This is a genomic window from Paenibacillus sp. ATY16 (genome assembly GCF_003399985.2).
Lineage (GTDB): Bacteria > Bacillota > Bacilli > Paenibacillales > Paenibacillaceae > Pristimantibacillus > Pristimantibacillus glycanilyticus.
Map to the genome: position 1 here is coordinate 52,237 of NZ_NMOK02000001.1, position 25,069 is coordinate 77,305.

Genomic DNA, 25,069 nt, shown 5'->3' on the forward strand with positions numbered 1-25,069 from the left:
GCAATGAAATATATATGGTTATGGGTGGTCTATATTATCCTCTTTACGATGGCTGCTATCGGTCTGGAACTATGGGAGGGAAACAAGATTACGACGACGGAATATTACGGGCTGCGCAACATGGGCAGCATCTTCGTTATGTTTTGCTTGCTTAGCAGCATTATTCTATACGCGGTGACTTTCTTTCCGTTAACTTTGCTTCTTACGAGGTTCGTAAAGCTGTTACCTGCGAGAATCGTCTTATATTCCATTGCCGGAGGGATAGTCGGAATATGGGTGTTTGATCAATTTTATGATTTGGGCGACGACTATTACGTGAAGGGATACGGTCTTAACGTAAATAGTGCCCTTATTCTGTTTGGGCTGGCAGGATTCCTCTACTCCATCATGGACAAGCTTTTGGAGAGAAAAAAGATATAAAAAAACCTCCTCAGCGCCATCACGGGGATGCGCGGGGAGGTCTTGGCGCTTATTCGCTTAATTGTTCCCACTGCTCATAAGCGGCGTTAAGCGATGTGCGTTTCCCTTCAATTTTGGCTTGAATCTCTTGGATGGCCATATAGTCGTTAAAGATAGCCGGATCGGTTAATTGAACCTCGTATTCGGCTATCTGCTCCTCCAGCGAAGCGATCTCCTGCTCAAGCTGCTCCAGCTTGCGAAGGCGGCTCCGCTCTTCCCGTTTGGCTTGCTTATCCATTTCGTAGGAAGTTGGAGCTTCCGCAATAGGCTGGTTGGACTTGCTGGCCAGCTTTGCCGCTGCTTCGAGGCGGGCTTCTTCCAGCTCGGCTTTCTTCTCGATCATGTCATCATAATTTCCTAGGAAATGCTCGGTTCCTGTCGGAGTCAGTTCGACGATACGTTCCGCCATTTTGTTAAGAAAATAACGGTCATGGGAGATAAAGAGCAAGGTTCCCTCGTAATCGAGCAAGGCGGACTCAAGCACCTCTTTGCTGAACAGGTCCAGATGGTTGGTAGGTTCGTCCAGAATGAGGACGTTTGCCTGCTCCAGCATCAGCTTGGCAAGCGAGACGCGCGCCTTTTCCCCGCCGCTGAGGGAGGAAATGCGCTTTAGGACATCCTCGCCGCTGAACAGGAAGTTGCCAAGCACGGTACGCACGCGGGCTTCCTCCATATGCGGGTATGTGCCCCACACTTCCTCTAGCACCGTATTGGACGGTGTTAGCCCGGTCTGCTCCTGGTCATAGTAACCAAGCTTGACGTTTGAGCCCCAACGGACGGTGCCTGTCTGCGGCTGTCTTTGTCCAACCAATACCTTTAGCAGCGTTGACTTGCCAATCCCGTTTGGTCCGATGAGGGCAACCGTTTCGCTGCGGGACAGCTTGAAGGATACGTGCTGGAACAGCTGGCGGTCCTTCTCCGGAAACTTGACGGACAGGTCGGCGACATCCAATACGTCTTTGCCCGTCTGGCGCTCGATCTCGAACGTAAAGCGGGCTTTCTTCAAGTCGCCAAGCGGCTTGTCGAGCACATCCATTTTATCGAGCGCTTTACGTCGGCTTTGAGCCCGCTTGGTTGTGGAAGCGCGGACGATATTGCGCTGAATGAACTGCTCCATCTTGGAGATTTCTTCCTGCTGCTTCTCGTATTGCTTCATGTCGGCCTCGTATTCGGCAGCCTTCAGCTCTATGTACCGGCTGTAGTTGCCCGTGTAGCGTCTGGCGGCATGCCGTTCGATCTCTACGATGGTCGTAACAAGGGCATCGAGGAAGTAACGGTCATGGGAGACGACCAGAATAGCGCCGGAATAGCCTCGGAGATAACCCTCGAGCCAGGTCAGCGTAGGAATGTCCAGATAGTTGGTAGGCTCGTCGAGCATGAGCAGATCCGGTGCCTGCAGCAGAATGCGGGCAAGCGCAAGACGGGTCTTCTGACCGCCGCTTAAAGTGCTGATCAGCGTGTCCGGCGGGAAGCTTCCGAACCCCATCCCGTGAAGGACGCTGTTAATGCGGGTGTTGATCTCGAAGCCGCCTTGCTCGCGGAACCAGTCGGACTTGCGGGAATAACGGTCGAGGACATCCTCGTAACGCTTGGGATTGTCGTGAAGAGCCGGGTCAGCGATTTGCTGCTCCAGCTCGCGAAGCTCTTGTTCAGCTTCGATCAGATGGGAGAATACGGCGCGCATTTCCTCAATGATCGTGCGGTTCGATTGAAGACCGCTGTTCTGGGCCAGATAGCCGATCCGCGTTTCCTTGGCTTTATGAATGGCACCGGAGTCGTAGGAGAGCTCGCCCGCGATAATTTTGAGCAGAGTCGATTTGCCGGCGCCGTTTACGCCTACAAGTCCTACCCGTTCGCGTTCCAGGACTTGCATCGATATATCGGATAAGATGACGTCTATGCCATAATTTTTACTGATATTGGATAATTGAAGCAGCATGAATAATACCTCCAACAAATAATGACAGGCTTTTCCGTTCCATTATATATTACCAGTCGCCATTGGCGAAAGTTGCATAACAATGGTAAACTACAATTAAACAAAAAGCATGTATGGGAAGGCTGAGCCGGGGAACGATGAATGAACAATCAAACGGGATGCCGATGGACAAAGCGGCGCTGCGAAAGGCTATCACAAAGCTGCGTGACGGCATTCCCCTTGAAGAGCGTATCATCCGGTCGGAGGCGGCATGCCGGTATTTAGCGAATTGGATGATGGATCGCGGAGTGACAAGATTTATGTGTTATGTGCCATTCCGTTCCGAACTGAATACCCGTTCATTGATTGAGTGGGGCTGGAAGACGGGAGCGGAGGTTGTTGTTCCGAAATGTTATCCGGCGGACCGGTCAATGACTTTGCATAAACTAAGCAATTGGAGCGGTCTTAAGGCAGGAGCCTACGGTATTCTGGAGCCCGACCCGGATAAGTGTCCGGCGCTGCCGGATACCTACGTTCCCGGTCTTGTCGTTACGCCCGGGATCGCTTTCGATCCAAAAGGCGGGCGTCTCGGATACGGCGGCGGATATTATGACCGTTTTGCCGAGCGGCTGGCTCGCGAGCAGGCGGATGTAACGTGGCTTGGCATCGCGTTCGAAGATCAGCTGGTCGACGATATTCCAATGCAAGCCCATGACAGGCGAATGGACGGTATTGTAACGGAGCTTTCAGCAAGAGTTTGGAGTGAACGCTAATGGAAATGACGCATTTTAACGAGCAAGGACGGGCGCGGATGGTTGACGTCAGCGATAAGGAAGTAACGGCGAGAACGGCAACCGCGCGCACGCAAGTGAAGATGAACCCGGGTACGCTGGCCCGCATTAAGGAAGGCAGCATCGGCAAAGGGGATGTGCTTGCCGTGTCGCAGGTAGCTGCGATTATGGCCGCGAAGAAAACATCGGATTGGATTCCGATGTGCCATCCGCTTCCGCTTACGGGCGTAAATGTTACCTTCGGGGATAACGGACAAGATGAGCTGTATATTGAAGCAACGGTCAAGACAACCGGCAAGACAGGCGTAGAGATGGAAGCTTTAACAGCTGTCTCTGCCGCCGCGCTTACCGTGTACGATATGTGCAAGGCGCTGCAGAAGGATATGGTCATCGGTCCCACGTGCCTGATTGAGAAAACCGGGGGCAAAAACGGAGACTATCGGATTTGACAACCCATGAACGGATAAGGGATGGGAGGAATAATAGATGCGGTGGAAAGTAGCGATATTGACGGCAAGTGACAAAGGCTCGCGCGGTGAACGCGAAGATACTAGCGCACAGGTTATTCGCGAGCTGGTAGAGGAAGAACTGGGCGGAGAGATTGTCGATTACCGGATCGTGCCCGACGAGCAAGACGAGATTATCGCGGCCATGATCGAGATGACCGAATATTATCAAGCGGATCTGGTCTTAACGACGGGCGGAACTGGTCTGGCGCAAAGGGATGTAACGCCTGAAGCAACGCTTAAGGTGGTTGACCGCCTCGTACCCGGTATTTCGGAAGCCATGCGGATGGGCGCCTTGCAGAAGACCCGCCGCGCAATGCTCTCCCGCGGGGTATGCGGCATTCGCGGACAAGCTCTGATCATTAATCTGCCCGGCAGCCCAAAAGGCGTCCATGAGAGCCTGATGGCGATTATGGATCAGCTGCCGCATGCCTTGGAGATCGTCACCGGCACGCATGGAGATCACGAATGAGCGGAACGGATACGATACTGAAGGAGGTTCCGGTTCGGGAAGCGGTTGGTCTCCGGCTTGCCCATGATCTTACGCAGATTATTCCCGGACAGTTCAAAGGACGTTTGTTCAAAAAAGGTCATGTCATTACGGAAGCGGATATTCCAAGCCTGCTGGATATCGGCAAAGAGCATATTTATATTATGGAGTTGGGCGAGAGCGAGCTGCATGAGGATGATGCGGCCATCCGGATGGCGATGGCGCTTGCCGGAGAAGGAATTGCGCTGTCCGATCCTCATGAGGGCAAGGTCAGCTTGAAGGCTGCTATGCAAGGTCTTGCATTAGTAGACCAGATTCTCGTGGAAGCGATTAATGAGCTTGGAGAGGTTGCCTTGGCGACGGTGAAGACGAACAGCGTCGTACAAGAAGGCCGGGCGCTCGCTGCTACCAGAGCCATTCCTCTTACCGTGCCTAAAGCAAAAGTTGAAGAGGTGGAAAGACTGGCTGCGGAATATAGAGCGGCCAATGAAGGGGAGGCTCCTCTTCGGGTCGTTCCTTTCCGCAAGCTGCGCGCGGGACTTCTGACAACCGGCGGCGAAGTATTTTCCGGACGCATTAAGGATAAATTTGGTCCGGCCGTCCGTTCCAAGCTGGAAGCGTTTGGCTCGGAAGTAGCCGAGCAGCGTTTCGCGCCGGATGACCGACAAATAATTGTCAAGGAAATACACTATTTGCTAGAGCAACGTTATGATATGATACTAGTGACCGGCGGAATGTCGGTTGATCCTGATGACCGGACACCAGGCGCGATAAAAGCGTCCGGAGCGGATATTGTCAGCTACGGCACGCCAATGCTGCCGGGCTCGATGCTGCTTATGGGTTATTTGAACGGCGTGCCGATTATGGGATTGCCGGGCTGCGTCATGCATGATCCGTATACTTCCTTCGATGTACTGCTGCCTCGTATATTAGCTGGTCAGACTATCGTGAGAGAAGACATTGTCCGTATGGGATATGGCGGTTTGAACAACGGTTAGTGTAGTACATAAGCGTATAACGATGAGGAGGAAGATCGAGGATGTCGGGAATTGGCGCAACGGGATTTATTTTGCTCGCAATTGTCGCTTTGCTGTTGTTTGGACCAAACAAGCTGCCTGAGCTGGGACGCGCATTCGGGCGCACGCTGAAGGAGTTTAAAGCAGGCGCAAGAGATATGATGGATGACGAGAAAGACAACAAACGGGTTGAAGTGAACCGTACGGAAAATATCGAAGTGGATAATAAGCGGCTTCCGGACTAAACCGGGCCCGCTTTTTTGCTGAAAGGGGGCTATAAAGATGAGTACATCACAAGACAAGGCTTCCGGACAGAGCTTCGACCGGGCCCGGATTCGCGAAGAAGGCTTGATGCCGCTGTTCGAGCATCTTGGCGAGCTGCGGAAGCGGATTATTTATATGCTGATTGTTATCGTACTAGGCCTTATTATCGGACTCGTTATAGCCGAACCGGCCTATAACTTCCTGATGGAGCAAGAGCCGGCTAAAGGCTTGCAGCTGCATGCGTTCTCCTTGTGGGACGGCATCGGCATTTATATGAAATTTGCCTTTGTTATTGCCCTATTGCTGGCTATTCCGTTTACGGCCTATCAACTGTGGGCCTTCGTGAAGCCTGCGCTTAAGCCGAATGAACAACGGGCAACGATTAAATACATACCTTTTGCGCTCATTATGTTCTTGGTTGGCCTATCTTTTTCATATTTTGTCGTGTTCCCGCTAGCCTTTCATTTCACGCGAAAAGTATCGGCGAATCTTAATCTGGAAGAAACGATTGGGATTACGCAGTACTTCTCCTTTATGTTTAATATTTTGATACCGATTTCACTCTTGTTTGAGCTGCCGCTTGTTATTATGTTCCTGACGGCCATCCGGATACTTAACCCGGTAAGGCTCCGCAAGATGAGACGGATTGCTTATTTCCTTATGATTTTTATCGGTGTCGTTGTGACGCCGCCGGACTTCGTATCCGACAGCCTGGTTGCGATCCCCCTTATTATTCTGTATGAGATAAGCGTGCTGCTGTCCGGAACGGTATACAAGAAACAGCTTGCTGCTGCCGAGAAACGCGAAGCAGAGTGGGCAGCGGGGCAATAACCCTGCGTTAAGCCAAAAAGACCTTGGGACTCCCAAGGTCTTTTTGGCTGCGTCGGCATTCGCCGGATTAATAACTCATGGCATTATCTTTGTACAGCTCTCGTCCGCCGAGCAGGGCGGCAAGAGTCTCGCGGCTCGCGGAAACGGCTGTCTTGCGTCCGGAAGCGACTCTCTCGCCCGGGCCAACAACGGCGACTTGCTCGCTTTGAGGAGCGCCAATAACCGCGCCGTCCTCGATAACCGCGTTTTCTCCGATAATGGCCTTATGAATACGGACATTCCGCCCGATCCTTGCGCCCGGCATAATGATGCTCTCGTAAATCTGGCTGCCTTTGCCAACGTCCGCACCGTCGCTTATAACGGATCGCTGCGCAATACCTTCCATCCGGCTATTGTTATGCACAATGCTGTCACGCTGCACAGACAGGTTTCGGAGAGTGGGACGCAAAGGGCTTTGGCGTTTTTGGCTGCTGCCATACAATGGCCAATGCGGCTCGGACAGGCTCAGCGTACCTTCGATCAGCTCCATATGCGCTTCCCACAAGCTGTCGACCGTGCCGACATCGCGCCAGTAGCCTTCATAAGGATAAGCCGTCAGGCTTGCTCCATCCTGCAGCAGCATCGGAATGACATCCTTGCCGAAGTCATGGCTGGAAGCGGGATTGCCGGCGTCTTTCAGCAGCACCTCCTTCAGCTTGTCGGTGCGGAACATATAAATGCCCATGGAAGCCAGGTTGCTTCTTGGACGGGAGGGTTTTTCCTCAAATTCAACCACGCTGTAATCCTCGTTCGTATTCAAAATGCCAAAGCGGCTTGCTTCATGCCACGGGACGCGCTTGACCGCAATCGTAGCTGCTGCTCCGCTTCTGACATGCGCCTCCAGCATCGGCCGGTAATCCATTTGATAGATATGGTCGCCGGAGAGAATGAGAACATGCTCCGGATCATGCTGCTCGATATAGCTTAGATTGCGATAGATGGCATCAGCTGTCCCTGCGTAGTATCCGTTTGGAGAAGCTTCGGAAGCGGGCAATAACGCAATCTCGCCCAGATGCTTAGGCTGCACGGCGTTCAGCCATGCTTCTCCGCCGCCGATATGACGGTGAACGGTGTCCGCGCAAAATTGAGTCAGCACGCCAATCCGTCGAATTCCCGAATTCATGCAGTTGCTAAGCGGGAAATCAATCATCCGATACTGTTCTCCGAAGGGGACAACCGGTTTGGCTAGCGCCGTCGTAAGGGGTGCAAGCCGTTTGCCTTCGCCGCCTGCCAATAACATCGCCATGCAATTCATCTGTGTCATTCTATATTCCTCCAAGCTTTCTCGTATTAGGATGGTATAATCGAAAGTGTCCTTGTATCATCTGCTTACACCAGAGCGTCCGCCTTTGAAACAGCTGTTTCTATAAAGCTATTAGCGGGTATTAAACATTCTGGAATGTGTTTTTTGGCTTACGAAGCAAGAATTGCCGCCAAAAGCAGGCGCCAATTCTAAGCACATGCTTACGAAGTAAGAATTGTCACCAAGAGCATGTGACAATTCTTTAAGCAAATCCTTACGATGCAAGAAATGTCACAAAAAGCATGTGACATTTCTTTTTAGGAGGTTGGAAATATTGAAACGAAGCAACAAGCTTAGCGCAGACGATATTTATCAATTCCGCGAAGGAACATGGCTGAACAGCTATCGGAAGATGGGTGCTCACTTAGCGGTGGAAAAAGGACGCAGGGGCGTTCGTTTCACGGTGTGGGCACCAAACGCGAGACGTCTTGCCGTCGCATCGGACCGCAATAGCTGGGACGGGTTCAAGGAAGCCGGCTATGAGCTGGAGAAGGTCGGAGAGTCGGGGATATGGAGCGGGTTTATCGAGGGCTTTGCCAATGGAGATTTATATAAATACGATATAGAGACAAGGACTGGAAGCAGGCAGCTGAAGGCGGATCCTTATGCGTTCAAGGCTGAAGTGCGGCCTCGCACGGCATCGGTCATCTGCTCATTAGACGGTTACGAATGGCAGGACAAGAGCTGGCTTCGCGGACGCAAGCCGCTGTTTGGCCAGCCTATAAATATTTACGAGGTACACGCCGGCACATGGAGGCAGCATCAGGATGGGCGGCTGTATTCGTATGAAGAGCTGGCGGAGGAGCTGCCCGCCTACGCAGCGGAGATGGGATACACCCATATCGAGCTGATGCCCTTGGCGGAACATCCGTACGATCGTTCCTGGGGTTATCAGGGGACGGGCTACTTCGCCGCAACAAGCCGGTATGGGGATCCTCACCAGCTGATGGCTTTTATAGACCGCTGCCATAGTCTTGGGCTGGGCGTTATCTTGGACTGGGTTCCCGGACATTTCGCAAAGGATGCGCATGGCCTGCGTCTTTTTGACGGCAGCCCGCTATACGAGAATGCGGATCCGCTGATTGCGGAGAAGGAGCAGTGGGGGACCCTTGCTTTTGATTACGAGAAGCCGGAGGTATGCGGTTTTCTGATCTCGAATGCTTTGTTTTGGCTGGACGTGTACCATATTGACGGTTTTCGGGTAGACGCGATTACGAGCATGCTGCTCCGGAACTTCGACCGTCCGGATGGGCGTTGGCGGCCGAACCGGCATGGCGGCAAGGAGGATTTGGAGGCGGCAGCCTTTTTGCGAAAGCTGAATACGGTGGTGAGGACGCATTTCCCTCATGCGCTTATGATGGCGGAGGAGTCGCATGCCTATCCGGGCGTGACGGTTCCGCCGGAGCAGGGAGGATTGGGCTTCACCCATAAATGGAATATGGGCTGGATGAACGATACGCTGAAGTATTTTTCCCATCAACCCGACGAAAGAGGCAGGCATCATGGCTTGCTGACGTTCCCGATCTGGTATGCCTTTGACGAGAAATACACGCTGCCGCTGTCTCATGACGAGGTGGTTCACGGGAAGAAGTCCCTGCTGGATAAAATGCCGGGCAGCTACGAGGAGAAGTTCTCGGGTCTGCGGCTGCTGCTTGGCTATATGATGACTCATCCGGGCAAAAAGCTGCTGTTTATGGGCGGCGAATTCGGCCAGTTTATCGAATGGCGCGATGAGGCGGAGCTGGACTGGCTGCTTCTCGAGTATGAACAGCACCGCAAGCTGCAGGATTTTGTCCGCGCATTAAACCGCTTGTATATAGAGCAGCGTTCATTGTGGCAGCTGGATTCCTCGCCGAAGGGGTTCGAGTGGATCGATTTCCAGGATGAGGGGCAAAGCGTCATCGTATACAGACGAAAAGGCAGGGCTAACGGGGAGTCGCTGATCATTCTCTGCAACTTTCATACGCATGCCCATACGCGGTACCGGATAGGAGTTCCGAGCCAGGGCGGTTATAAAATATTGCTCAACAGCGACAGCCTTGCTTACGGCGGCTCCGGATTCATGGAGCTTGCCGCCGCGGAAGGGGCGGTCGTCCGGTCGGAGCCGGTAGTCTGGCATGGCCGCAAACACAGCATTGAGCTGCCGCTTCCGCCGCTTTCGGTCGTTATTCTGAAACGCGAGAAGGAATCGCGTGCTGCCGTCCGCATGGGGCAGGAGCCGCAAACTTTGCATATGGAGCTGGCTCTCCCGGTACCGGGCAGCAAGCGCAGAGGCCGGCAGAGGGAACGGATTGCAAAGGTATAAGAGTCGAGAGCCAAAGGGGAGAGGGATCTTGAAAGTATTGTTCGTGGGGGCGGAATGCGCCCCGTTTCTGAAGACTGGCGGGTTAGGCGACGTGCTTGGCGCGCTGCCGGCGGCACTGAAGCCGTTAGGAGTTGAAGCGCGCGTCATGCTGCCGCTCTATACCTCCATACCGGAGCGTTACCGCTCGCGGATGAAGACGATTGCGGAGATTCGGGTATCGGTCGGCTGGCGGTACGCGTATTGCGGAATCAAAGAACTGGAGCAAGACGGCATTATTTATTATTTTCTCGATAACGAGCAATATTTCAAAAGAGGCTCCGCATACGGCCATGACGACGACGGGGAACGATTTGCCTTCTTATGCCGGGCCGCGCTGGAGGCTCTCCCCGCAATCGGCTACTGGCCGGATCTCATTCATGGCCATGACTGGCATACCGGCATGATTCCGGCGCTGCTGCGCCATCATTACAGCTGGCGGCAGGAATACGCGGGCATTAAGACCGTATTCACCATCCATAACTTGCAATACCAGGGTATTTACCCGCCGCATGCATTGGGCGATTTGCTGGGTCTGCCTCCGCATTATTTGACTTACGATCATGTGGAATTTTACGGATCGGTCAGCTTCATGAAGGCCGGCATCCAGCTGTCTGACCGGGTTACAACCGTAAGCCCGTCCTACGCGTGGGAGATTACGACGCCGGAATACGGTTGCGGGATGGAAGGCACGCTGCGCAGCAGAGGAGATAGTCTGGTTGGCATCGTAAACGGGATTGACGATGTTCTGTACAATCCGGCATCCGATTCGCAATTACAGGCTCGGTATTCTGGCGATGCCCCGGAGGCCAAGCTTGTATGCAAAACCGCCCTCCAGTGGGAGCTTGGCCTGCGCGAGGATGTTGAAGTCCCGCTAATCGGCATGGTTGGCCGGCTGACGGCTCAAAAAGGGCTTCCGCTAGTGCTCGAGCAGCTGGACGAGCTGATGCACAGCGAAAATGTTCAGCTTGCTTTGCTTGGAACAGGCGATCCGCATCTGGAGCATCTGTTCCGCGAAGCCGAGCATCGTCACAAAGGAAGAGTCGTCTCTTATATTGGCTTTGACGACGGTCTCGCCCGCCGGATTTATGCCGGCTCGGATTTGTTTCTCATGCCGTCTCAATTTGAGCCTTGCGGAATCAGCCAGCTGCTTGCTTTGCGTTACGGCAGCCTGCCGATCGTAAGGGAGACGGGCGGCTTGCGCGATACGGTGCACAGCTATAACGAATACACGGGGGAGGGCAACGGCTTTTCCTTTGCCCCCTATAACAGCTGGGACATGCTGTTCACGGTTCGCCGCGCTTTAGCTTTATGGAGGAACCAAGAGGTGCGCCAAAAGCTGTTAACCCGCGCTCTGCAGGGCGATTACAGCTGGAACCGTTCGGCACAGCAATACAAGGAGTTATACGAGGAGCTTTTGCCATAACGAAAGGGGTGCCGGACGAATCCGGCACCCCTTCATTTGTATTATTCGATTTTACGCCACACAATCCGGTAGCCGTTAGGCTCGAGCCCGATAACAAGCATGCCGTCAGGGTTGTCGATCGGCTCATCGGTTAAGGCGTCGCGCCATCCGCCTTCGTTCATCGGATGCGAAAGCTCGGCCGGTTCATCCGACCGGTTCATCCAAATCGTGAAATGCTCCTTGCCGTCCAGCCGCTCGTAAATGAGCGAGCCGCTGTCTTCATCCGCTAACAGGACGCGGAAACGGCCGCTGCGAAGGGCGGCACGCTCCTTCCGAAGCGAGATGAGCAGCTTGTAGAAATCAAACAGCTCCCGGTTCTGATCCTCTTCGCTCCACACCATGCATCTGCGGCAATCCGGGTCCTCTCCGCCCTCCATGCCGAATTCATCGCCGTAATAGACGCATGGCAGACCCATAGAGGTCATCATATATACAACGGCTTGCTTCACACGGCTCGTATCGCCGCCGCACCTGGTCATGACGCGCGGGATATCGTGGCTCGACAGCAGGTTGAACAGCGTCTCGTTTGTCTGCTGCGGATACCGCATGAGCAGCCGGTTCATTTTTTCCGCGAATCTCGCCGGCGGGATGGCACGGTCTGCGAAAAAGCTAAGCACCAGCTCCGTAAACGGATAGTTCATGACGGAATCGAACTGATCGCCAAGAAGCCAGCGCAGCGAATCGCTCCATACTTCCCCGATAATAAAAGCTTCCTTATTAGCATCCTTAATGGCTATGCGGAAATCGCGCCAGAAGTGATGGTCGATTTCGTTCGCCACATCCAGCCGCCAGCCGTCGATTCCCGTTTCTTTCATCCAGTTCACCGCGGTTTCGATCAGATACTTTTTCACATCCGGATTGGCTGTATTCAGCTTGGGCATATTGCCATAGAAGCCGAAGGTATCATAGTTCGGTATGCCGTCCTGAACCTCTACGGGGAAGCCATTTAGATGAAACCAGTCTTTATATTCCGATTGCTCGCCCTTCTCCAGTACATCCTGGAAAGGAGGGAACTGTTCGCTCGCATGGTTAAACACGGCGTCCAGCACCACGCGAATGCCATGATCATGACAGGTCTGGACCAGCTTCTTCAAGAGCTCCTTGTCCCCGAAATAAGGATCAACCTCCCGGTAATCGATCGTGTCGTATTTATGATTGGAGGGCGAACGGAAGACCGGCGTCAAATAAACGGCGTTAACGCCCAGCTCGTTCAAGTGTTCGATGCGGTTCATAATTCCTTGCAGATCCCCTCCGAAAAAGGATTCTCCCTCCGGCTGCTCTCCCCATGGGCTAGTGCCTTCCGGATCGTTTGTCTTGTCCCCATTCTCGAAGCGATCGGGGAGGATCTGATAAAAGATCGCTTCCTTCGCCCATTCCGGGGCTTCGAACAAATCTATGGAATGAATGTAATGCGCTTCGAAATAACCGCCAGCCGGCGTAGGCTCCTCCTCGGAGAAGCCGTCTTCCGTCAGCCAGATTGTTTCCTCGACGCTATGCAGCCGGAAGCCGTAGCTGAATCGTTTGAATTCCGGCCGGATAACGGCTTCCCAATAATCATGCAGGCCGTCGGCCGCAATGAGATCCATTTCGACTTCCTGGCAATGATGGTCCCAATCATATTTATCTCCTGCGATTGCAACAACCCGCTCGACATCGTTACGTTTGGTTTTGATGCGCAGATGGAATGTGTCCGGATCATAGGCATACGACCATCTGTGGCTGGGGGAATGATAGATGCTTTCTCTTTGCAAAACGGTTCATCTCCTTTTCTCTACACTCCATTCAAACCGGATTAACCGCGAAGAAGCGACTCCGCCCCGTCGATATAGACGGAGGTCCCGGTGATATGGCTTGCCTCGTCCGAAGCGAGAAACAACACGAGATTCGCAACCTGCGAAGGCTTCCCGGGTCCATCCTCAAGCGGATGACCGCCTTCCGGGAACTCGACGGGGATCCGAATCTCTTCGAGCTCCGGCTTGGGCTTGGTAGATTGATCAATGTTAGTCGAAATGGCACCCGGGCAAATCGCGTTGACGCGGATGCCGTATTCCGCAAGCTCCAGTGCCGCCATGCGGGTAAAAGCGGTCTCGCCGGCCTTCGAGCTGCTGTAGGCGCTGAAGCCGAAATTCGAGAACACGCGGTTGCCGTTGATGGAGCTCGTTATGATGATGCTGCCGCCTTTTTCCTTCAGGAGCGGGATCGCGTGCTTAACCGTCAGAAACGTTCCGGTCAGATTGACGCTGATAGTAGCTTCCCATTCTTCCTTGGACATATGCTCAATGGGAGAAATAGTGCCGTTAATGCCTGCGTTGGCAAAAACGATATCCAGCTGCCCAAACGCGGAGATTGCCTTATCGTAGGCTTCCGCCAAGGAATGCTCGTCCGATATATCGGCCTCGACGGCGATGGATTTGGCTCCAAACGCTTCCGCCTCGCGGCAGACGACGGAGAGCGTCTGCCGGTCGCGGTCAAGCAGAATAAGATTCGCTCCTTCCTCCGCGAACCGGACCGCGGCAGCCCGTCCGATACCGGAACCGGCACCGGTTATTAAGGCAACTTTTCCTTCTATGCGTCTTGCTGTTGATTGACTGGACATGTACATCTCTCCTTTATGGCTTTTGCTAGTTAGTACACGGGATCCGGCCATCGTTAAACAGGCAAGAGACACAAAGTAGATGCTAATGCGCCAATCAGAATGGAAGAGCTATTCTAATCTCGGATTAGCCTGAATAAATTTATAGGGAACAGAATACTCCTCATGGGAGAGGGAGGTCCGGATGAAGAGTCATCTTATCAGGATCGGAGGAGATAGCATGAGCTTCCTGGAGATTATCGCCTTGCTCACGCTTCTATTAAAGATCGTGGAGTTGACTCGGAAAAAGGACTAGTACTTTTGTTCAAAAATGGAGGGGGCTGAAAAAGCCACCCTCCATTTTTATTAACAAGAAGCCGCTGTTTATTTTCTATAGGTACGGCTCATGTATTCCGATGGCGAGCAACCCATTATCTTACGAAACACTCTACTGAAATAAAATGGGTTTTTAAATCCAAGCAAATCACTGATTTCGGAAACATTGCGCTCGGAATCTTTCATAAGTCCGATTGCTTTGTTCATGAATAGCCGGGCGTTGTACCCGTGAATGGTAGATCCTGTTTTCAGTTTGAAGATTTCGCACAGATAGCTGTAATTCATATCGAGACTAGCCGCAAGTTCCTTGGAGTTGATCTCATAATTATTCTTGTTCTCTAGATAATCGATAATTCGCAGAACCGTACGGTCGGATTTGGTTGGCGGGTGTTCTTTCATAGATTCTTGATATAGCTTTAAATACAGCTCCATGGTTTGCAAGCTCAGGGAAAGTGCCCGAAAGGGATCGGAGGAATGAAATAATTGAATAAGAGCATCCAGTTTATTTTCCAAACCTTTAGTTTGAGATAGCGTTCCATGTTTGGGCAGCGCAATGGACTTTCGATAATCTTCTTGCGCATCCATGACGGTAGGGGAGGCAAACAGCTTATTACTATTCAAATCATGCAACGTATCTCCATCCCCATTTAAATGACCGAAAAAATGAATCCAATACCAGGATGTTCCGGCAGGCGTTTTTGGCTCTCCCCAGTGAGACATTCCGCTTTTTAAAAAGAGGAACTGCCCTTTTTTGACAATATACTCGAGTCCTTCTTCCCATACTTCCATCTGGCCCTCGGCGACAAAGAGAAAAACATCAAAGTCGAGCATTCGACTCGGGTGTGTGTACAGGTTATTTGTCGTGTGAAATCCAAATTCTTTGATTTTAAGTACCTGATCAAAGCGTAAAATAACTTCATGCACATGAAAAATCCCCTTCATTTTGATGCGTATCGCTAATTGTAAGATGCCCCTCGTACTTTGTCTATTACTTTCATAAACCCAAATATAAGATATGCAAACCAAAGTGAGGGAATTCAAAGCGTGGACTTTCCCGTTTAAAATGGGGGTATTGCAAGAAGTATAAACATCGCGAAAAAGAGGGGGAAATCAATATGTTCGTCAATTTTAAACTTGATGAAGTCAAGCTTACTGACCAAACATTTGCTTGCCGAAGAGCACTCGTAAAAACGTATATATCTGAATTTAACGTGGATCGCCTTATGCATAATTTTAAGATCAATGCGGGTATCCCGTCGAATGCTGAACCCTTGGGTGGCTGGGAAGACGGCGAGTGCGGTCTGAGAGGTCATTTTGTGGGACATTTCCTCTCAGCTTGCGCAAAATTCGCTTTTGCCGATCAGGACGGACTGTTAAAAAGCAAGGCATCCGCCATAGTTGACATCATGGAATTATGCGCCCAACCAAGCGGATATCTGAGCGCTTTCGAAGAAGAAAAGATAGATATCTTAGAATTTGAGGAAAACAGAAAGGTATGGGCGCCTTATTATACCCTACACAAAATCATGCAGGGTTTAGTCGACTGTTATGACTATTTGGGTAACACCAAGTCCTTGCATCTTGCTGTTAACTTAGCCCTTTATATTTATCGGCGATTCGAGAAGCTCTCTTATTGGAAAATCGATGGAATTCTCCGCTGTACAAAATTGAATCCGGTGAATGAATTCGGGGGGATAGGAGATACGATCTATACTTTGTATGATTTGACAGGGGATGATCGGCTGTTCGAGCTGGCAAACAAGTTCGACAGGATGTACTTTGTGGATACGCTTGAAGCCGGGCACGACATCCTTGAAGATCTTCACGCCAATACGCATCTTCCCATGGTCATTGCAGCTATGCATCGGTTTTCGATCAGTGGTGAAACGAAATACAAAGAAATGGCCATCCATTTTTATCAATTTTTGCAAGGAAGGACCTTCGCCAACGGTAATAGCAGCTCCAAGGCTACTGCTTATATTCAAGGTAGTGTCTCTGAGAAATCAGAGCATTGGGGAGGCTTCGGTAAGCTTGGGGATGCTTTAACTGGCGGTGAAAGCGAAAGCTGCTGTGCTCATAATACGGAGAAAATATTGGAGCGATTGCTTGAATGGTCCGGGGCGGTTGAATATCTGGATCATCTGGAGACGTTGAAATATAATGCCGTCTTGAACAGTGCAAGCGCGAAAACGGGCCTCTCGCAGTACCATCAGCCTCTTGGCCATTGCGCGATTAAGAAATTTAGTGAGCCATATGATTCTTTCTGGTGTTGTACCGCGTCCGGAATTGAAGCGATGAGCGAACTTCAAAAAAACATCTGGTTTAAAAGCGAAGGCACGATTTTGCTTAATGCTTTTATTTCTTCTACGGTTATTTGGAGAGAGCAGAAAGCGGTTATCTCGCAAACAAGCGAATTTCCTGACAATCGAACTTCCAGGCTCGTCATCGAAGTTACGGAACCTACGTCATTTAAACTGCTGCTGAAAAGGCAAGCCATTAAAGGGATTAAAATCAATGGCACGCCTATCGATGTAATGGAGGACAACGGTTTTATCATCGTAGAGCATACTTATAATAATCGCGATATCGTCGATATTGATATCCATGCAGATCTGAAACGGGTTCCACTTCAGGGCTCCGAAGACATTTCGGCAGTCATGTACGGCAATATTTTGCTTGCTCGGGTTGGCCATCAACCAATACAAGAGGATATCACCGTCTCTAATCTCCTCGAGAAATTCATTCAGCTTCCAACGGTGGATTTGGCGTTTTCCGTAGAAGGGCATCGGGAGATGAAATTCATTCCGCTGTATCGAGTAGAGGAAGAAGAATACACGGTTTATAGCGATTGGACGGGGCAAGCCACGCATGGTCGTTTTTCGCTTTAGTCAGCCGTTTTGGAAATTTGAGCAGAACGCGATAAGCGATACCGGCTTGCCGGCATTCCATAGTTTATTTTGAAGGCCGAGCAAAATTGCTCTAGAGACGAATATCCGACCGTTTCCGCGATATGGCTGATTGTCATGGTCGTCGTGGTAAGAAAATGGGCAGCTGCGCTTAACCTGGCCATGTTACGCTTTTGGGTAAACGTCATGCCGTAAAATTGTTTGATCGTTCTTTCCGTTTGTCTAACGCTTAAGCCCAATGTGCTCGCAAGCGCTTGTACGGTAATGAAGCTATATTGAGAAAGAAAGCTGTGTTCGATGGTGGCCAGTCGTTTGTCGTCCGGCGTTTGCAGCGGTGTCGGCGAGACGGAGACGGCCATCTGGTCCCCCATATAATTCCGAATGAGCTTGACGACAATCTGTTCGAGAATGGTGCCTACATACCGGTGATATCCAATAGATTTGCGGGTCGTTTCGAATGAAAGCTGTTCGAACAGCTCCATCAAGTTTTGCGAATCTTGGCCGAACCAGAAAGGAGTTTGCGCGAAGGTTTCGGTTAAGATATCAAGTTCCGGATCCCGAGTAGGCTCGTAATCCAACAGCTCGAAGCAAATACAGTATTCCGACATAGGATCCGAAGGGTTCGTGATCTGCTCATGGACGACATCAGGGCCTGTCATAAACAAGGTGCCGGGGATGATCGGATAACTGTGGCCGCTTGCAATCAACGTTCCTTGCCCGAGAGGAATAAAATGCATTTCATAGCTTCGTTTGCTATGGCTGTGCTCTGGAAAAGAACGATAAAAAATGCCCAACCTGATATAGAGCACATTCAGTGCAAGCCCGCCGATTGTGATCTTCAGATTCGTATTTTCCAAGTGGATCGGCGGTAAATTCATGCTCCATTCACTCCTCAGACCGTTTATGTTCCCATTATAACAGATCTGCGAATTTGCGACATTTAGAGCGAGGATCTGTCGTTCTAGTGAATGCCGCTTTATAGGAGACGATCGTTATAATAAAGGTCAAACGAAGTGAAGGAGAATCCTAGCATGACGAAAGATTCGAACTCTGTACGCCTGTACGAAAAAGGCAATTACGCCGGCACTTATACCGAGATTCCAGCGTTCAATCCCGGTCGGGCGTGGCGGGACGGCATGGTTAGCGGAAACGGCGAGAACGGGTACGTCACGTCGGGATCGCCATATGCGGACACCTTTATTTTTCAATATATGTGGTTCAACTATCCGTCCAACGAGCCGAGAGTGATTCCGGAAGAACTGACCGGGCAGCTTGCCGCGGCCAGGAGGAATGTTTTTGATCTTAACGATCAATGGAAGATTACCTTTCCGGACGGGACAACCAGGAAAAGAACCTTTCTTTACAGCTATCATCCGGGACACCAGCTCAGATTAAACGCCAAGAACAAGGGAACCGTGTCCAGCTATGAAAGATGGACGAACTATGAGACGGCGGAAACCGGCGTCCGTTATTCCGATGAATGCGGCGAGTGGATCCGAACCTCGTTTACGTCCAGGGAAGACAACGTATCGATTACGAAGATCGTGCAATCTTCCGCCGGCGCCAAAATCAACATGATCATTTCCATCGATGACATTTCGGGCATGTACAAAGCGCGGGACGGGTTGTCCGAGCTGACGGCGCTCCAATACAAGAAGCTCGTTGATCCGAATGCGACCTATATCGCGCAGGTTGCCCATTATCCGTCCTACCCGGGCAGCGAGTTGATCGATGGAGGATACGCCGGCCTGACCCGGGTTGTGGTCGTTAACGGAACTCAGAAGAGAGTGCTGCTCGCGGATACGAATGAACCGATGAATGTCGGAGAGGAGCGGAATCCGGCAATTCAAGTGATCGATGCCGAAGCCGTCTATTTAATCACGCAATCGAACCGAACATTTGATATGGGCAAAATCGATGAATTTGCAGGTATAACGCGATACCCGATCATTGACCGTCTGTTTCAGAATACGAATGCTGTCGCTGAAAAATATAAGGACGTTTCCGGCAAATTCGATTACAATGCGGCCCTTGCGCCTCACGCGCTAAAGCATGCCGCGGAATTTAACGCCGTACGTTTTTCTCTTGCAGGCGACGAGGACGACAAGCTCGCGGACAATATAACGCTGATCAACGCGCAGAAGGCATCCAAATCGAGGATCAATCATGCTTTTATGGAACAGGTGTACAACCAGGGGCGATATGCCTTGATTTGCTGCAGCGGCTCAAGCGCGCCGCGGTTGTATGGCATGTGGACCGGAGAGTGGAATCCGGGCTGGCGCGCCATCTATACCCTTGACGCCAACGTGAATTTGCAGGTCTCTCCCATGAATACAGGCCATATGACGCATGCCCAGCTCGGGTATATCACCTTCTTCTTGAGAAATACGCCCGATTTTGAATACAATGCGCGAATGGCCTACGGGATGCATGATGCGCTTCAGGTGTCGGTCAACTCGGATATCGACCGCGGGATGCACGTGGAATACGACAATGACTACCCGTTTCAATATTGGAATGCGGGAGCAAGCTGGTGTCTGCTTCCCATCTTCGAATATTGGCAGTGCTGCGGCAATCAACAGATCCCGATCAACGATTACATGAGAATCCACGAACTGAAGCCTATTCTCAGCGTAAGGGACGGGGGGCTGACGGATGGAGAATTCGAAAAGCTGCTCGAACAGGGATATCTGGATTTGGAAAAAGATATTTTGCTTCCGCTGTTGACCAAGCAGTCCAATTTCTGGGAGCAGCTATGTACGCCGGAGTACTATACGGATGTAAACGGCAACGCGTGCTATGAGGAAGGCAAGTCGGTGCTAAATCCTGGCGAGAAATATCTGCTCATCCCTACCTATTCGCCGGAGAATAACCCGATCGGTTACAACAGCACGCTTACGGCCAATGCCACCATGGATATTTCGGCAGCGAGGGATGGACTGCACATGGTCATAACCGTGGAACAAGCTGTCATGCGCGAAGGATATGAAGCAGCGGTCGAACGATGGGAGTCTTTGCTGGGACTGCTGCCGGACTACAAGGTGGACAAGGACGGCGCTTTGCGTGAATGGGCGATGAATGAATATACGGAGAACAACAACCACCGCCATTTGAGCCATCTCTACCCGGCATGGCCAGCATACGAGACGCAGAACGATGCGGAACTCACGAAAGCCGCCATTACCGCGATGGAGAACCGAAACAAATACAATACGTCGGACGCCACGGCGGGGCACGGCTGGATGCACAAGGCGCTGGTCTCTGCGAGATTAAAGGACGGCAACGAAGTAGCCGCTGCCCTTCTGCCGATGATGACGGATTCCGGTTATTACGCATCGCTGATGACGGACCATGATACAAACCGAAGATGCGATACTTATTGCACGGATACCTTATTCGGTACGATGGGAGCCGTTAATGAAGCGCTGCTATTCTCCAACACCGGTGAAATTGAGGTTCTTCCGGCACTGCCCTCGAAATGGCATTCGGGTTCCATTCATGGGTTGATGGCAAGAACCCGGGTGGAGGTCCGCGCTTTAACATGGGATCTCTTATCCAAAACAGTGAGCGTTACCTTGAATTCCATTGTTAATTCCAATGAAATCAAATTTAAATTGGGCATCCCTTGGACAAAAGCCACGGTCAACCGAAGAGAAGCAGCGGCTCTTGAAGTAAGATATGGGGATTATATCCACCTATCGCTGAATTCCGGTATAGACGTTACCGTCGAATTTACGTTATCCGATTAATGGGATAGATCGAGCTTGTTAGAGGAGGAGGCTAATGAGTAAGATTTGGCTTCGAAAGATGATCTGGTCTTACATCCCGCTCTTTCTGATCGTTTTTTCTTTTTTGCTTTTCGTTTTTCTTCGGGTAATCGTGGACCAGAACCGAAAGAATGCGAAAGAGTCCAGCGAGGTATTCACAGCCCAGCTGCTGCAGTCGGTCAATGTTTCCTTGAAAACGGTGGATCATATGGTGATCCGCGAGCTTCTGAACAGCAAAGTGCTGGCCAGTTATTTCGAAGACAGCGGAACCGGCAGCGTTTATATAAACTATGAGGTTCTGGAGCGTCTCAACGAATTGAAGCGGGAAGTGCCGTTGATCGATTCCTTCTATTTGTACCGATACAGCGACGGAACCATTCTTTCGGGAAATATGCGGAAAAATATCAATATATTCGAAGACCGGGCGTTCGCTCGGTCCGTTTCCGGTTTCCATAACGGGCCTCTTTGGACCGATGTACGGGAGTATCGCGAACTCTCTTTCCAGAACACGAAGCGCGTCGTCAGCCTCGTTCATGAGGTTCCGGTTAGCTCCGGATCGAAAGGGATTATCGTGGTGAATATCGATACTTCTTCCATTCGGGCAACCGTATCCTCTCTTTACGACGAAGCCAACACTTACGTGAATATTTTTGGCCGGGACCGGCAACCGATTTATATCGGTAATTTGGAACCGGACCGCAAAGTAACGGCCAGCTTAACATCCGATTACACGGGCTGGACTGTAGAAAGCGGGATGAACAGCGGACTGCTGGCCCGGTCAACATCGGCGTTCTCCAGCGTTTGGTTTGCAGTCGGTGTAATTGTGTTTGTCGGCGGCCTTATACTCACCATCTATATTACACGAGCGAACTATAAGCCTCTTGAAGAGCTGGTGGTGAAGCTGAACCACTCGCTGTTCGACGGAAAAGGATCAGCGGGCAGCGTATCACTCGATGAGTTTGCCTTTATTGAATCCGCTATCAATAATTTCGCCGCACAGTCGAAGCTTGTCGAGAGAGAATTCAGCGAGGCAGCCATCCTGAAACGCAAACATGCATTCAGCATTCTGATCCATGGCCATTACGAGAATGGAGAACTGTCGGAGACTTCTTTCGAGGACTTGCAGTTGCCGGCATTCCATACGCTGAAGGCAATCGTGATCGAGGTCGACAATGCGGAGCAGGCATTCTGTGCATACAGCGGCCGGGACCGCTCGCTATTCAAATTCGTCGTCAGCAGTGTTGTCAACGAAATGATTCAGCAGCCGGATGCATCCGTCTGGCTGGAATGGACATCTCCTACCCATTTATCCGCTGTTATTTTCCAGAATGATCAAAAGGACCTCACATCCGTTTATGAATCGATTGTCGACTGGATTGCCAAAAATCTCAAGTTCACCGTTACCATTGGAGTCGGTCGTGCAACATCCCGTATTGAAGATATTCGTTCTTCCTATGAAGAAGCTTGCTCGATCCTGCATTTCAAGGCGGTGCTTGGTACGAACCGGATCATCCGGTACTCGGACGCCGAGCACCAGCAGCGTAAGAATGAGCATGAGCATCTTCGCGTGATTCACGAGATCTCGTCCGCCTTTCGCCTTGGGGAGGAGCAGTGGAAGACTCTATATTGGAAGCTCTTCAACAATATTCGCGCGGATAAACCCAGGAAGGCCGAGATCGTCAAACTATTAGATTATTTGCTTGCCTACCTGGGCCTTCATCACTCGAACGGGTCCAAGGAGGAAAACCAGATTGTCAGGCAGGCGCTCGAAGACGTTCGCGTCAAGATGGAGACATTCGATACGCTGAACGAACTGAGCCAGACGCTGTTCGCAGTGCTGGACGAATGCAGCAGACAGCTGCAGGAATTGCGCTCGCCGCGAGCCTACTATAACTTATTGCAGGACATCAAAGAGTGTATAGAGAACGAGTACGCAAACCCGAATCTGTCGCTCGATTTCCTGAGTGATCGATTTTCTGTCAATTCCAAATACCTAAGCAGATTATACAAAGAAACATTCGGCGAAAATTTCCTCGACTTCCTGGCTTCCGTCAGGATTAGGAAAGCGAAGGAGCTGCTTATCCACAGCGAGGTTCCGATCCAGGAGGTGGGCGAGAAAGTGGGATACCCCAATTCCGCGACCTTCCGCCGCGTGTTCCGAAAGATGGAGGGACTGCCGCCGCAGGATTATCGCAGTCGAATGCAAGAGTAGGAGCTCGATTGCCCGGAGGTGGACACAGTGATCAGAAGTCGAACGATTGTATTATCCGTAATGGTTGGGGCTGCAGTCGCGCTGATAAGCTGTATGTTATGGATCATTCATGAGAGAGGCCTTTCGGCCGGCGGATCCCTGAATCGCGGCACGGAGACGGTCATCCGTAAGCCGGGTGAATTCCCTATCGCCGACAAGCGCGTGAAGCTTGAGGTATTGGTGGGCTCCGACCTTACGAAAGAGGAATTGGAGAATAATTGGTTTACGAAATATGTGGAACAAAAGCTCGGTATTGATCTCCAATTCGTCATTGCCAAAGAGAGCGAACTGGACAATGCGGAAGACATGTTGTTTGCAAGCGGAGACTACCCGGCGGTCATTCTCGACGGCAGTCTTACGCCCGATGAACAGGTGCGATATGGACAGAGGGGCATCTTTCGTCCGCTGAACGGCTTAATAGACCAATATGGCGACCGTCTGAAGGAGATTTTCCGCCAAAATCCGGATTTAAAGAAGTCGATTACGGCTCCCGACGGAAATATTTACGCGCTTCCGTCAGTAAATGAATGCTTCCATTGCTGGTATGCGCAGAAGCTGTGGATCAATACGTCGTGGCTAAATAAGCTGAACCTGGAAATGCCAACGACGACGGAGGAGCTCTACCAGGTGCTTCGCGCCTTCAAGCTGAAGGATCCAAATGGAAACGGGCTCCAGGATGAGATTCCGCTCAGCGGAGCGATGAACAGCTGGCATACGGAAATCACGGGATTTTTGATGAGCGCCTTTATTTATAACACAGACAACAATTATTTCTTTGTGCGTGACGGCACTGTCGGAATGGCTGCCATTCAGCCGGAATGGCGGGAAGGGCTTGCCTATATCCGCAAGCTGTTCCGCGAGGGATTGATCGACCCGGAAGTGTTCACCCAATCCCTTGACGGGCTAGTGGAGACGGCATCTCGCAAAGATAATGTGCTTGGCGCGGTCACGACGGGATTTGCCCGGATGGTTTTCGACAGCAACACCGGCAGCCGAAGCGGCAATTATGAGGCTGTCCCGCCCTTGATCGGTCCTTCCGGTTATCAGACTGCCGGATACTTCAGCTCATTCGACCGTGCGGCCTTTGCCGTCACCGATAAAGCAACGGCTGCCGAAGCGTCTGCCGCACTGCGCTTGGCCGACTTCCTCATGACGGAAGAGGCGACTATCCGCAACGAGTGGGGGCCGGAGAACAAGTGGTGGCGGAAAGGACGGCCGGGGGAATACGACGAGCACGGAAGGCCCGCAAAATATTGGCTCGATCCCGAATTTTCCAGTTCGTCCGCACAGAATGACGTCTGGGCTCAGATGGGCCTGCTCTATCGGGATCGGAACCTGCGGGAATCGTGGGCCGTGACGGAGAGTCCAGGTTCGTTCGTCGACTATGAGCATCGGCTTTACGAAGAGACGCTGCGGAAGTATGCGGGCAAGGAACCGGATGAGGTCTATCCGGACTATATCTTTACGGATACCTCCGCCGCCGAGGAAGCCGCCCGATTGAAAGTTCCAATCGATGAATATATTCAAACAAACCTGGTTCAGTTCATTACGGGCGTGAAGGATACGGATGCCGATTGGGACGACTATGTGGACGGGCTGAAGCAGTTGAGACTCGACCGGTACATGGAGATCCATCAGAACGCTTACGATGCCTATAAACAAAAATGAGCAAACCTCTATCGAGGCCTCTCGACGATGAGCGACCGCGTCAAATAGGTAGGTTTTATCGCCGAATAGAATTTCAGTTTTCGACTGACATCGAAACTTATAAATTCTATTGTGGTAAGTACAAGCCTTGGTTCAGAACATCTTTC

The 25,069-nt window shown here is 51.3% G+C and carries 19 protein-coding genes; 13 read left to right on the plus strand and 6 right to left on the minus strand.

What is annotated here, in order from left to right; all coding sequences use genetic code 11:
• Nucleotides 1–3: 3 nt before the first annotated feature.
• Nucleotides 4–420 carry a hypothetical protein gene (locus tag CFI03_RS00300; protein WP_116393668.1) on the plus strand — a complete coding sequence of 139 codons (417 nt, stop codon included), beginning with the start codon at nucleotides 4–6 and terminating at the stop codon, nucleotides 418–420.
• Nucleotides 421–469: 49 nt separating this feature from the next.
• Here CFI03_RS00300 and CFI03_RS00305 read toward each other — a convergent pair whose 3' ends face one another.
• Nucleotides 470–2,398 carry an ABC-F family ATP-binding cassette domain-containing protein gene (locus CFI03_RS00305; protein WP_116393669.1) on the minus strand — a complete coding sequence of 643 codons (1,929 nt, stop codon included), beginning with the start codon at nucleotides 2,396–2,398 and terminating at the stop codon, nucleotides 470–472.
• A 137-nt stretch (nucleotides 2,399–2,535) separates the two neighbouring features.
• On the opposite strand from CFI03_RS00305, the gene CFI03_RS00310 reads away from it, so the two are divergent.
• Genes CFI03_RS00310 through tatC form a run of 6 tightly spaced genes read left to right on the plus strand, consistent with a single transcriptional unit; the run spans nucleotide 2,536 to nucleotide 6,275 of the window.
• Nucleotides 2,536–3,150 carry a 5-formyltetrahydrofolate cyclo-ligase gene (locus CFI03_RS00310; RefSeq protein ID WP_116393670.1) on the plus strand — a complete coding sequence of 205 codons (615 nt, stop codon included), beginning with the start codon at nucleotides 2,536–2,538 and terminating at the stop codon, nucleotides 3,148–3,150.
• Nucleotides 3,150–3,617 carry a cyclic pyranopterin monophosphate synthase MoaC gene (moaC, locus tag CFI03_RS00315; RefSeq protein WP_116393671.1) on the plus strand — a complete coding sequence of 156 codons (468 nt, stop codon included), beginning with the start codon at nucleotides 3,150–3,152 and terminating at the stop codon, nucleotides 3,615–3,617. The genes CFI03_RS00310 and moaC overlap by 1 nt, the downstream gene beginning before the upstream one ends.
• A gap of 37 nt (nucleotides 3,618–3,654) precedes the next feature.
• The gene (locus tag CFI03_RS00320) at nucleotides 3,655–4,146 is read left to right on the plus strand and encodes a MogA/MoaB family molybdenum cofactor biosynthesis protein (RefSeq protein ID WP_116393672.1); all 492 of its coding nucleotides are present in this window, start codon (nucleotides 3,655–3,657) and stop codon (nucleotides 4,144–4,146) included.
• Nucleotides 4,143–5,162, plus strand: coding sequence for a molybdopterin-binding protein (locus CFI03_RS00325; RefSeq protein ID WP_116393673.1), 1,020 nt, complete (start codon nucleotides 4,143–4,145; stop codon nucleotides 5,160–5,162). Before CFI03_RS00320 ends, CFI03_RS00325 begins: the two co-directional genes overlap by 4 nt.
• Nucleotides 5,163–5,203: 41 nt before the next feature.
• Complete coding sequence (locus CFI03_RS00330; protein ID WP_015842666.1) at nucleotides 5,204–5,425, plus strand: twin-arginine translocase TatA/TatE family subunit; 222 nt, start codon at nucleotides 5,204–5,206, stop codon at nucleotides 5,423–5,425.
• A gap of 37 nt (nucleotides 5,426–5,462) precedes the next feature.
• The gene (tatC, locus tag CFI03_RS00335) at nucleotides 5,463–6,275 is read left to right on the plus strand and encodes a twin-arginine translocase subunit TatC (RefSeq protein WP_244935623.1); all 813 of its coding nucleotides are present in this window, start codon (nucleotides 5,463–5,465) and stop codon (nucleotides 6,273–6,275) included.
• 67 nt (nucleotides 6,276–6,342) lie between these two features.
• Here the strand turns inward: tatC and CFI03_RS00340 are convergent, their stop codons facing one another.
• Nucleotides 6,343–7,578 (minus strand): sugar phosphate nucleotidyltransferase, encoded by a 1,236-nt coding sequence (locus tag CFI03_RS00340; protein ID WP_116393674.1) that lies wholly within the window; start codon nucleotides 7,576–7,578, stop codon nucleotides 6,343–6,345.
• Nucleotides 7,579–7,891: 313 nt separating this feature from the next.
• Here CFI03_RS00340 and glgB point away from each other — a divergent pair, with 313 nt between their 5' ends.
• Nucleotides 7,892–9,922: a 1,4-alpha-glucan branching protein GlgB gene (gene glgB, locus CFI03_RS00345; protein WP_116393675.1), complete on the plus strand. Its 2,031-nt coding sequence runs from the start codon at nucleotides 7,892–7,894 to the stop codon at nucleotides 9,920–9,922.
• 28 nt (nucleotides 9,923–9,950) lie between these two features.
• Nucleotides 9,951–11,384: a glycogen synthase GlgA gene (gene glgA / locus CFI03_RS00350; RefSeq protein WP_116393676.1), complete on the plus strand. Its 1,434-nt coding sequence runs from the start codon at nucleotides 9,951–9,953 to the stop codon at nucleotides 11,382–11,384.
• A gap of 41 nt (nucleotides 11,385–11,425) precedes the next feature.
• Here the strand turns inward: glgA and CFI03_RS00355 are convergent, their stop codons facing one another.
• From CFI03_RS00355 to CFI03_RS00365, 3 genes are all read right to left on the minus strand, one after another.
• A complete protein-coding gene (locus tag CFI03_RS00355; protein ID WP_116393677.1) occupies nucleotides 11,426–13,174 on the minus strand; it encodes an alpha-glycosidase in 1,749 nt (582 codons plus the stop codon).
• 41 nt (nucleotides 13,175–13,215) lie between these two features.
• Nucleotides 13,216–14,019, minus strand: coding sequence for an SDR family oxidoreductase (locus CFI03_RS00360; RefSeq protein ID WP_116393678.1), 804 nt, complete (start codon nucleotides 14,017–14,019; stop codon nucleotides 13,216–13,218).
• Nucleotides 14,020–14,379: 360 nt separating this feature from the next.
• The gene (locus tag CFI03_RS00365) at nucleotides 14,380–15,255 is read right to left on the minus strand and encodes a helix-turn-helix domain-containing protein (RefSeq protein WP_162862741.1); all 876 of its coding nucleotides are present in this window, start codon (nucleotides 15,253–15,255) and stop codon (nucleotides 14,380–14,382) included.
• Nucleotides 15,256–15,446: 191 nt separating this feature from the next.
• Here CFI03_RS00365 and CFI03_RS00370 point away from each other — a divergent pair, with 191 nt between their 5' ends.
• A complete protein-coding gene (locus CFI03_RS00370; protein ID WP_116393680.1) occupies nucleotides 15,447–17,219 on the plus strand; it encodes a beta-L-arabinofuranosidase domain-containing protein in 1,773 nt (590 codons plus the stop codon).
• On the opposite strand, the gene CFI03_RS00375 is transcribed toward CFI03_RS00370, so the two are convergent.
• The gene (locus CFI03_RS00375) at nucleotides 17,216–18,115 is read right to left on the minus strand and encodes an AraC family transcriptional regulator (protein WP_116393681.1); all 900 of its coding nucleotides are present in this window, start codon (nucleotides 18,113–18,115) and stop codon (nucleotides 17,216–17,218) included. The genes CFI03_RS00370 and CFI03_RS00375 overlap by 4 nt on opposite strands.
• A 153-nt stretch (nucleotides 18,116–18,268) precedes the next feature.
• Between CFI03_RS00375 and CFI03_RS00380 the strand changes: the two genes are divergently transcribed.
• Genes CFI03_RS00380 through CFI03_RS00390 form a run of 3 tightly spaced genes read left to right on the plus strand, consistent with a single transcriptional unit; the run spans nucleotide 18,269 to nucleotide 24,923 of the window.
• Nucleotides 18,269–20,986, plus strand: coding sequence for a glycosyl hydrolase family 95 catalytic domain-containing protein (locus tag CFI03_RS00380; RefSeq protein WP_116393682.1), 2,718 nt, complete (start codon nucleotides 18,269–18,271; stop codon nucleotides 20,984–20,986).
• 34 nt (nucleotides 20,987–21,020) lie between these two features.
• Nucleotides 21,021–23,216: a helix-turn-helix domain-containing protein gene (locus CFI03_RS00385; RefSeq protein ID WP_116393683.1), complete on the plus strand. Its 2,196-nt coding sequence runs from the start codon at nucleotides 21,021–21,023 to the stop codon at nucleotides 23,214–23,216.
• Between the two features lie 27 nt (nucleotides 23,217–23,243).
• Entirely contained in the window at nucleotides 23,244–24,923 is a 1,680-nt protein-coding gene (locus CFI03_RS00390) for a type 2 periplasmic-binding domain-containing protein (RefSeq protein ID WP_116393684.1), read from the plus strand.
• Nucleotides 24,924–25,069: the final 146 nt, after the last annotated feature.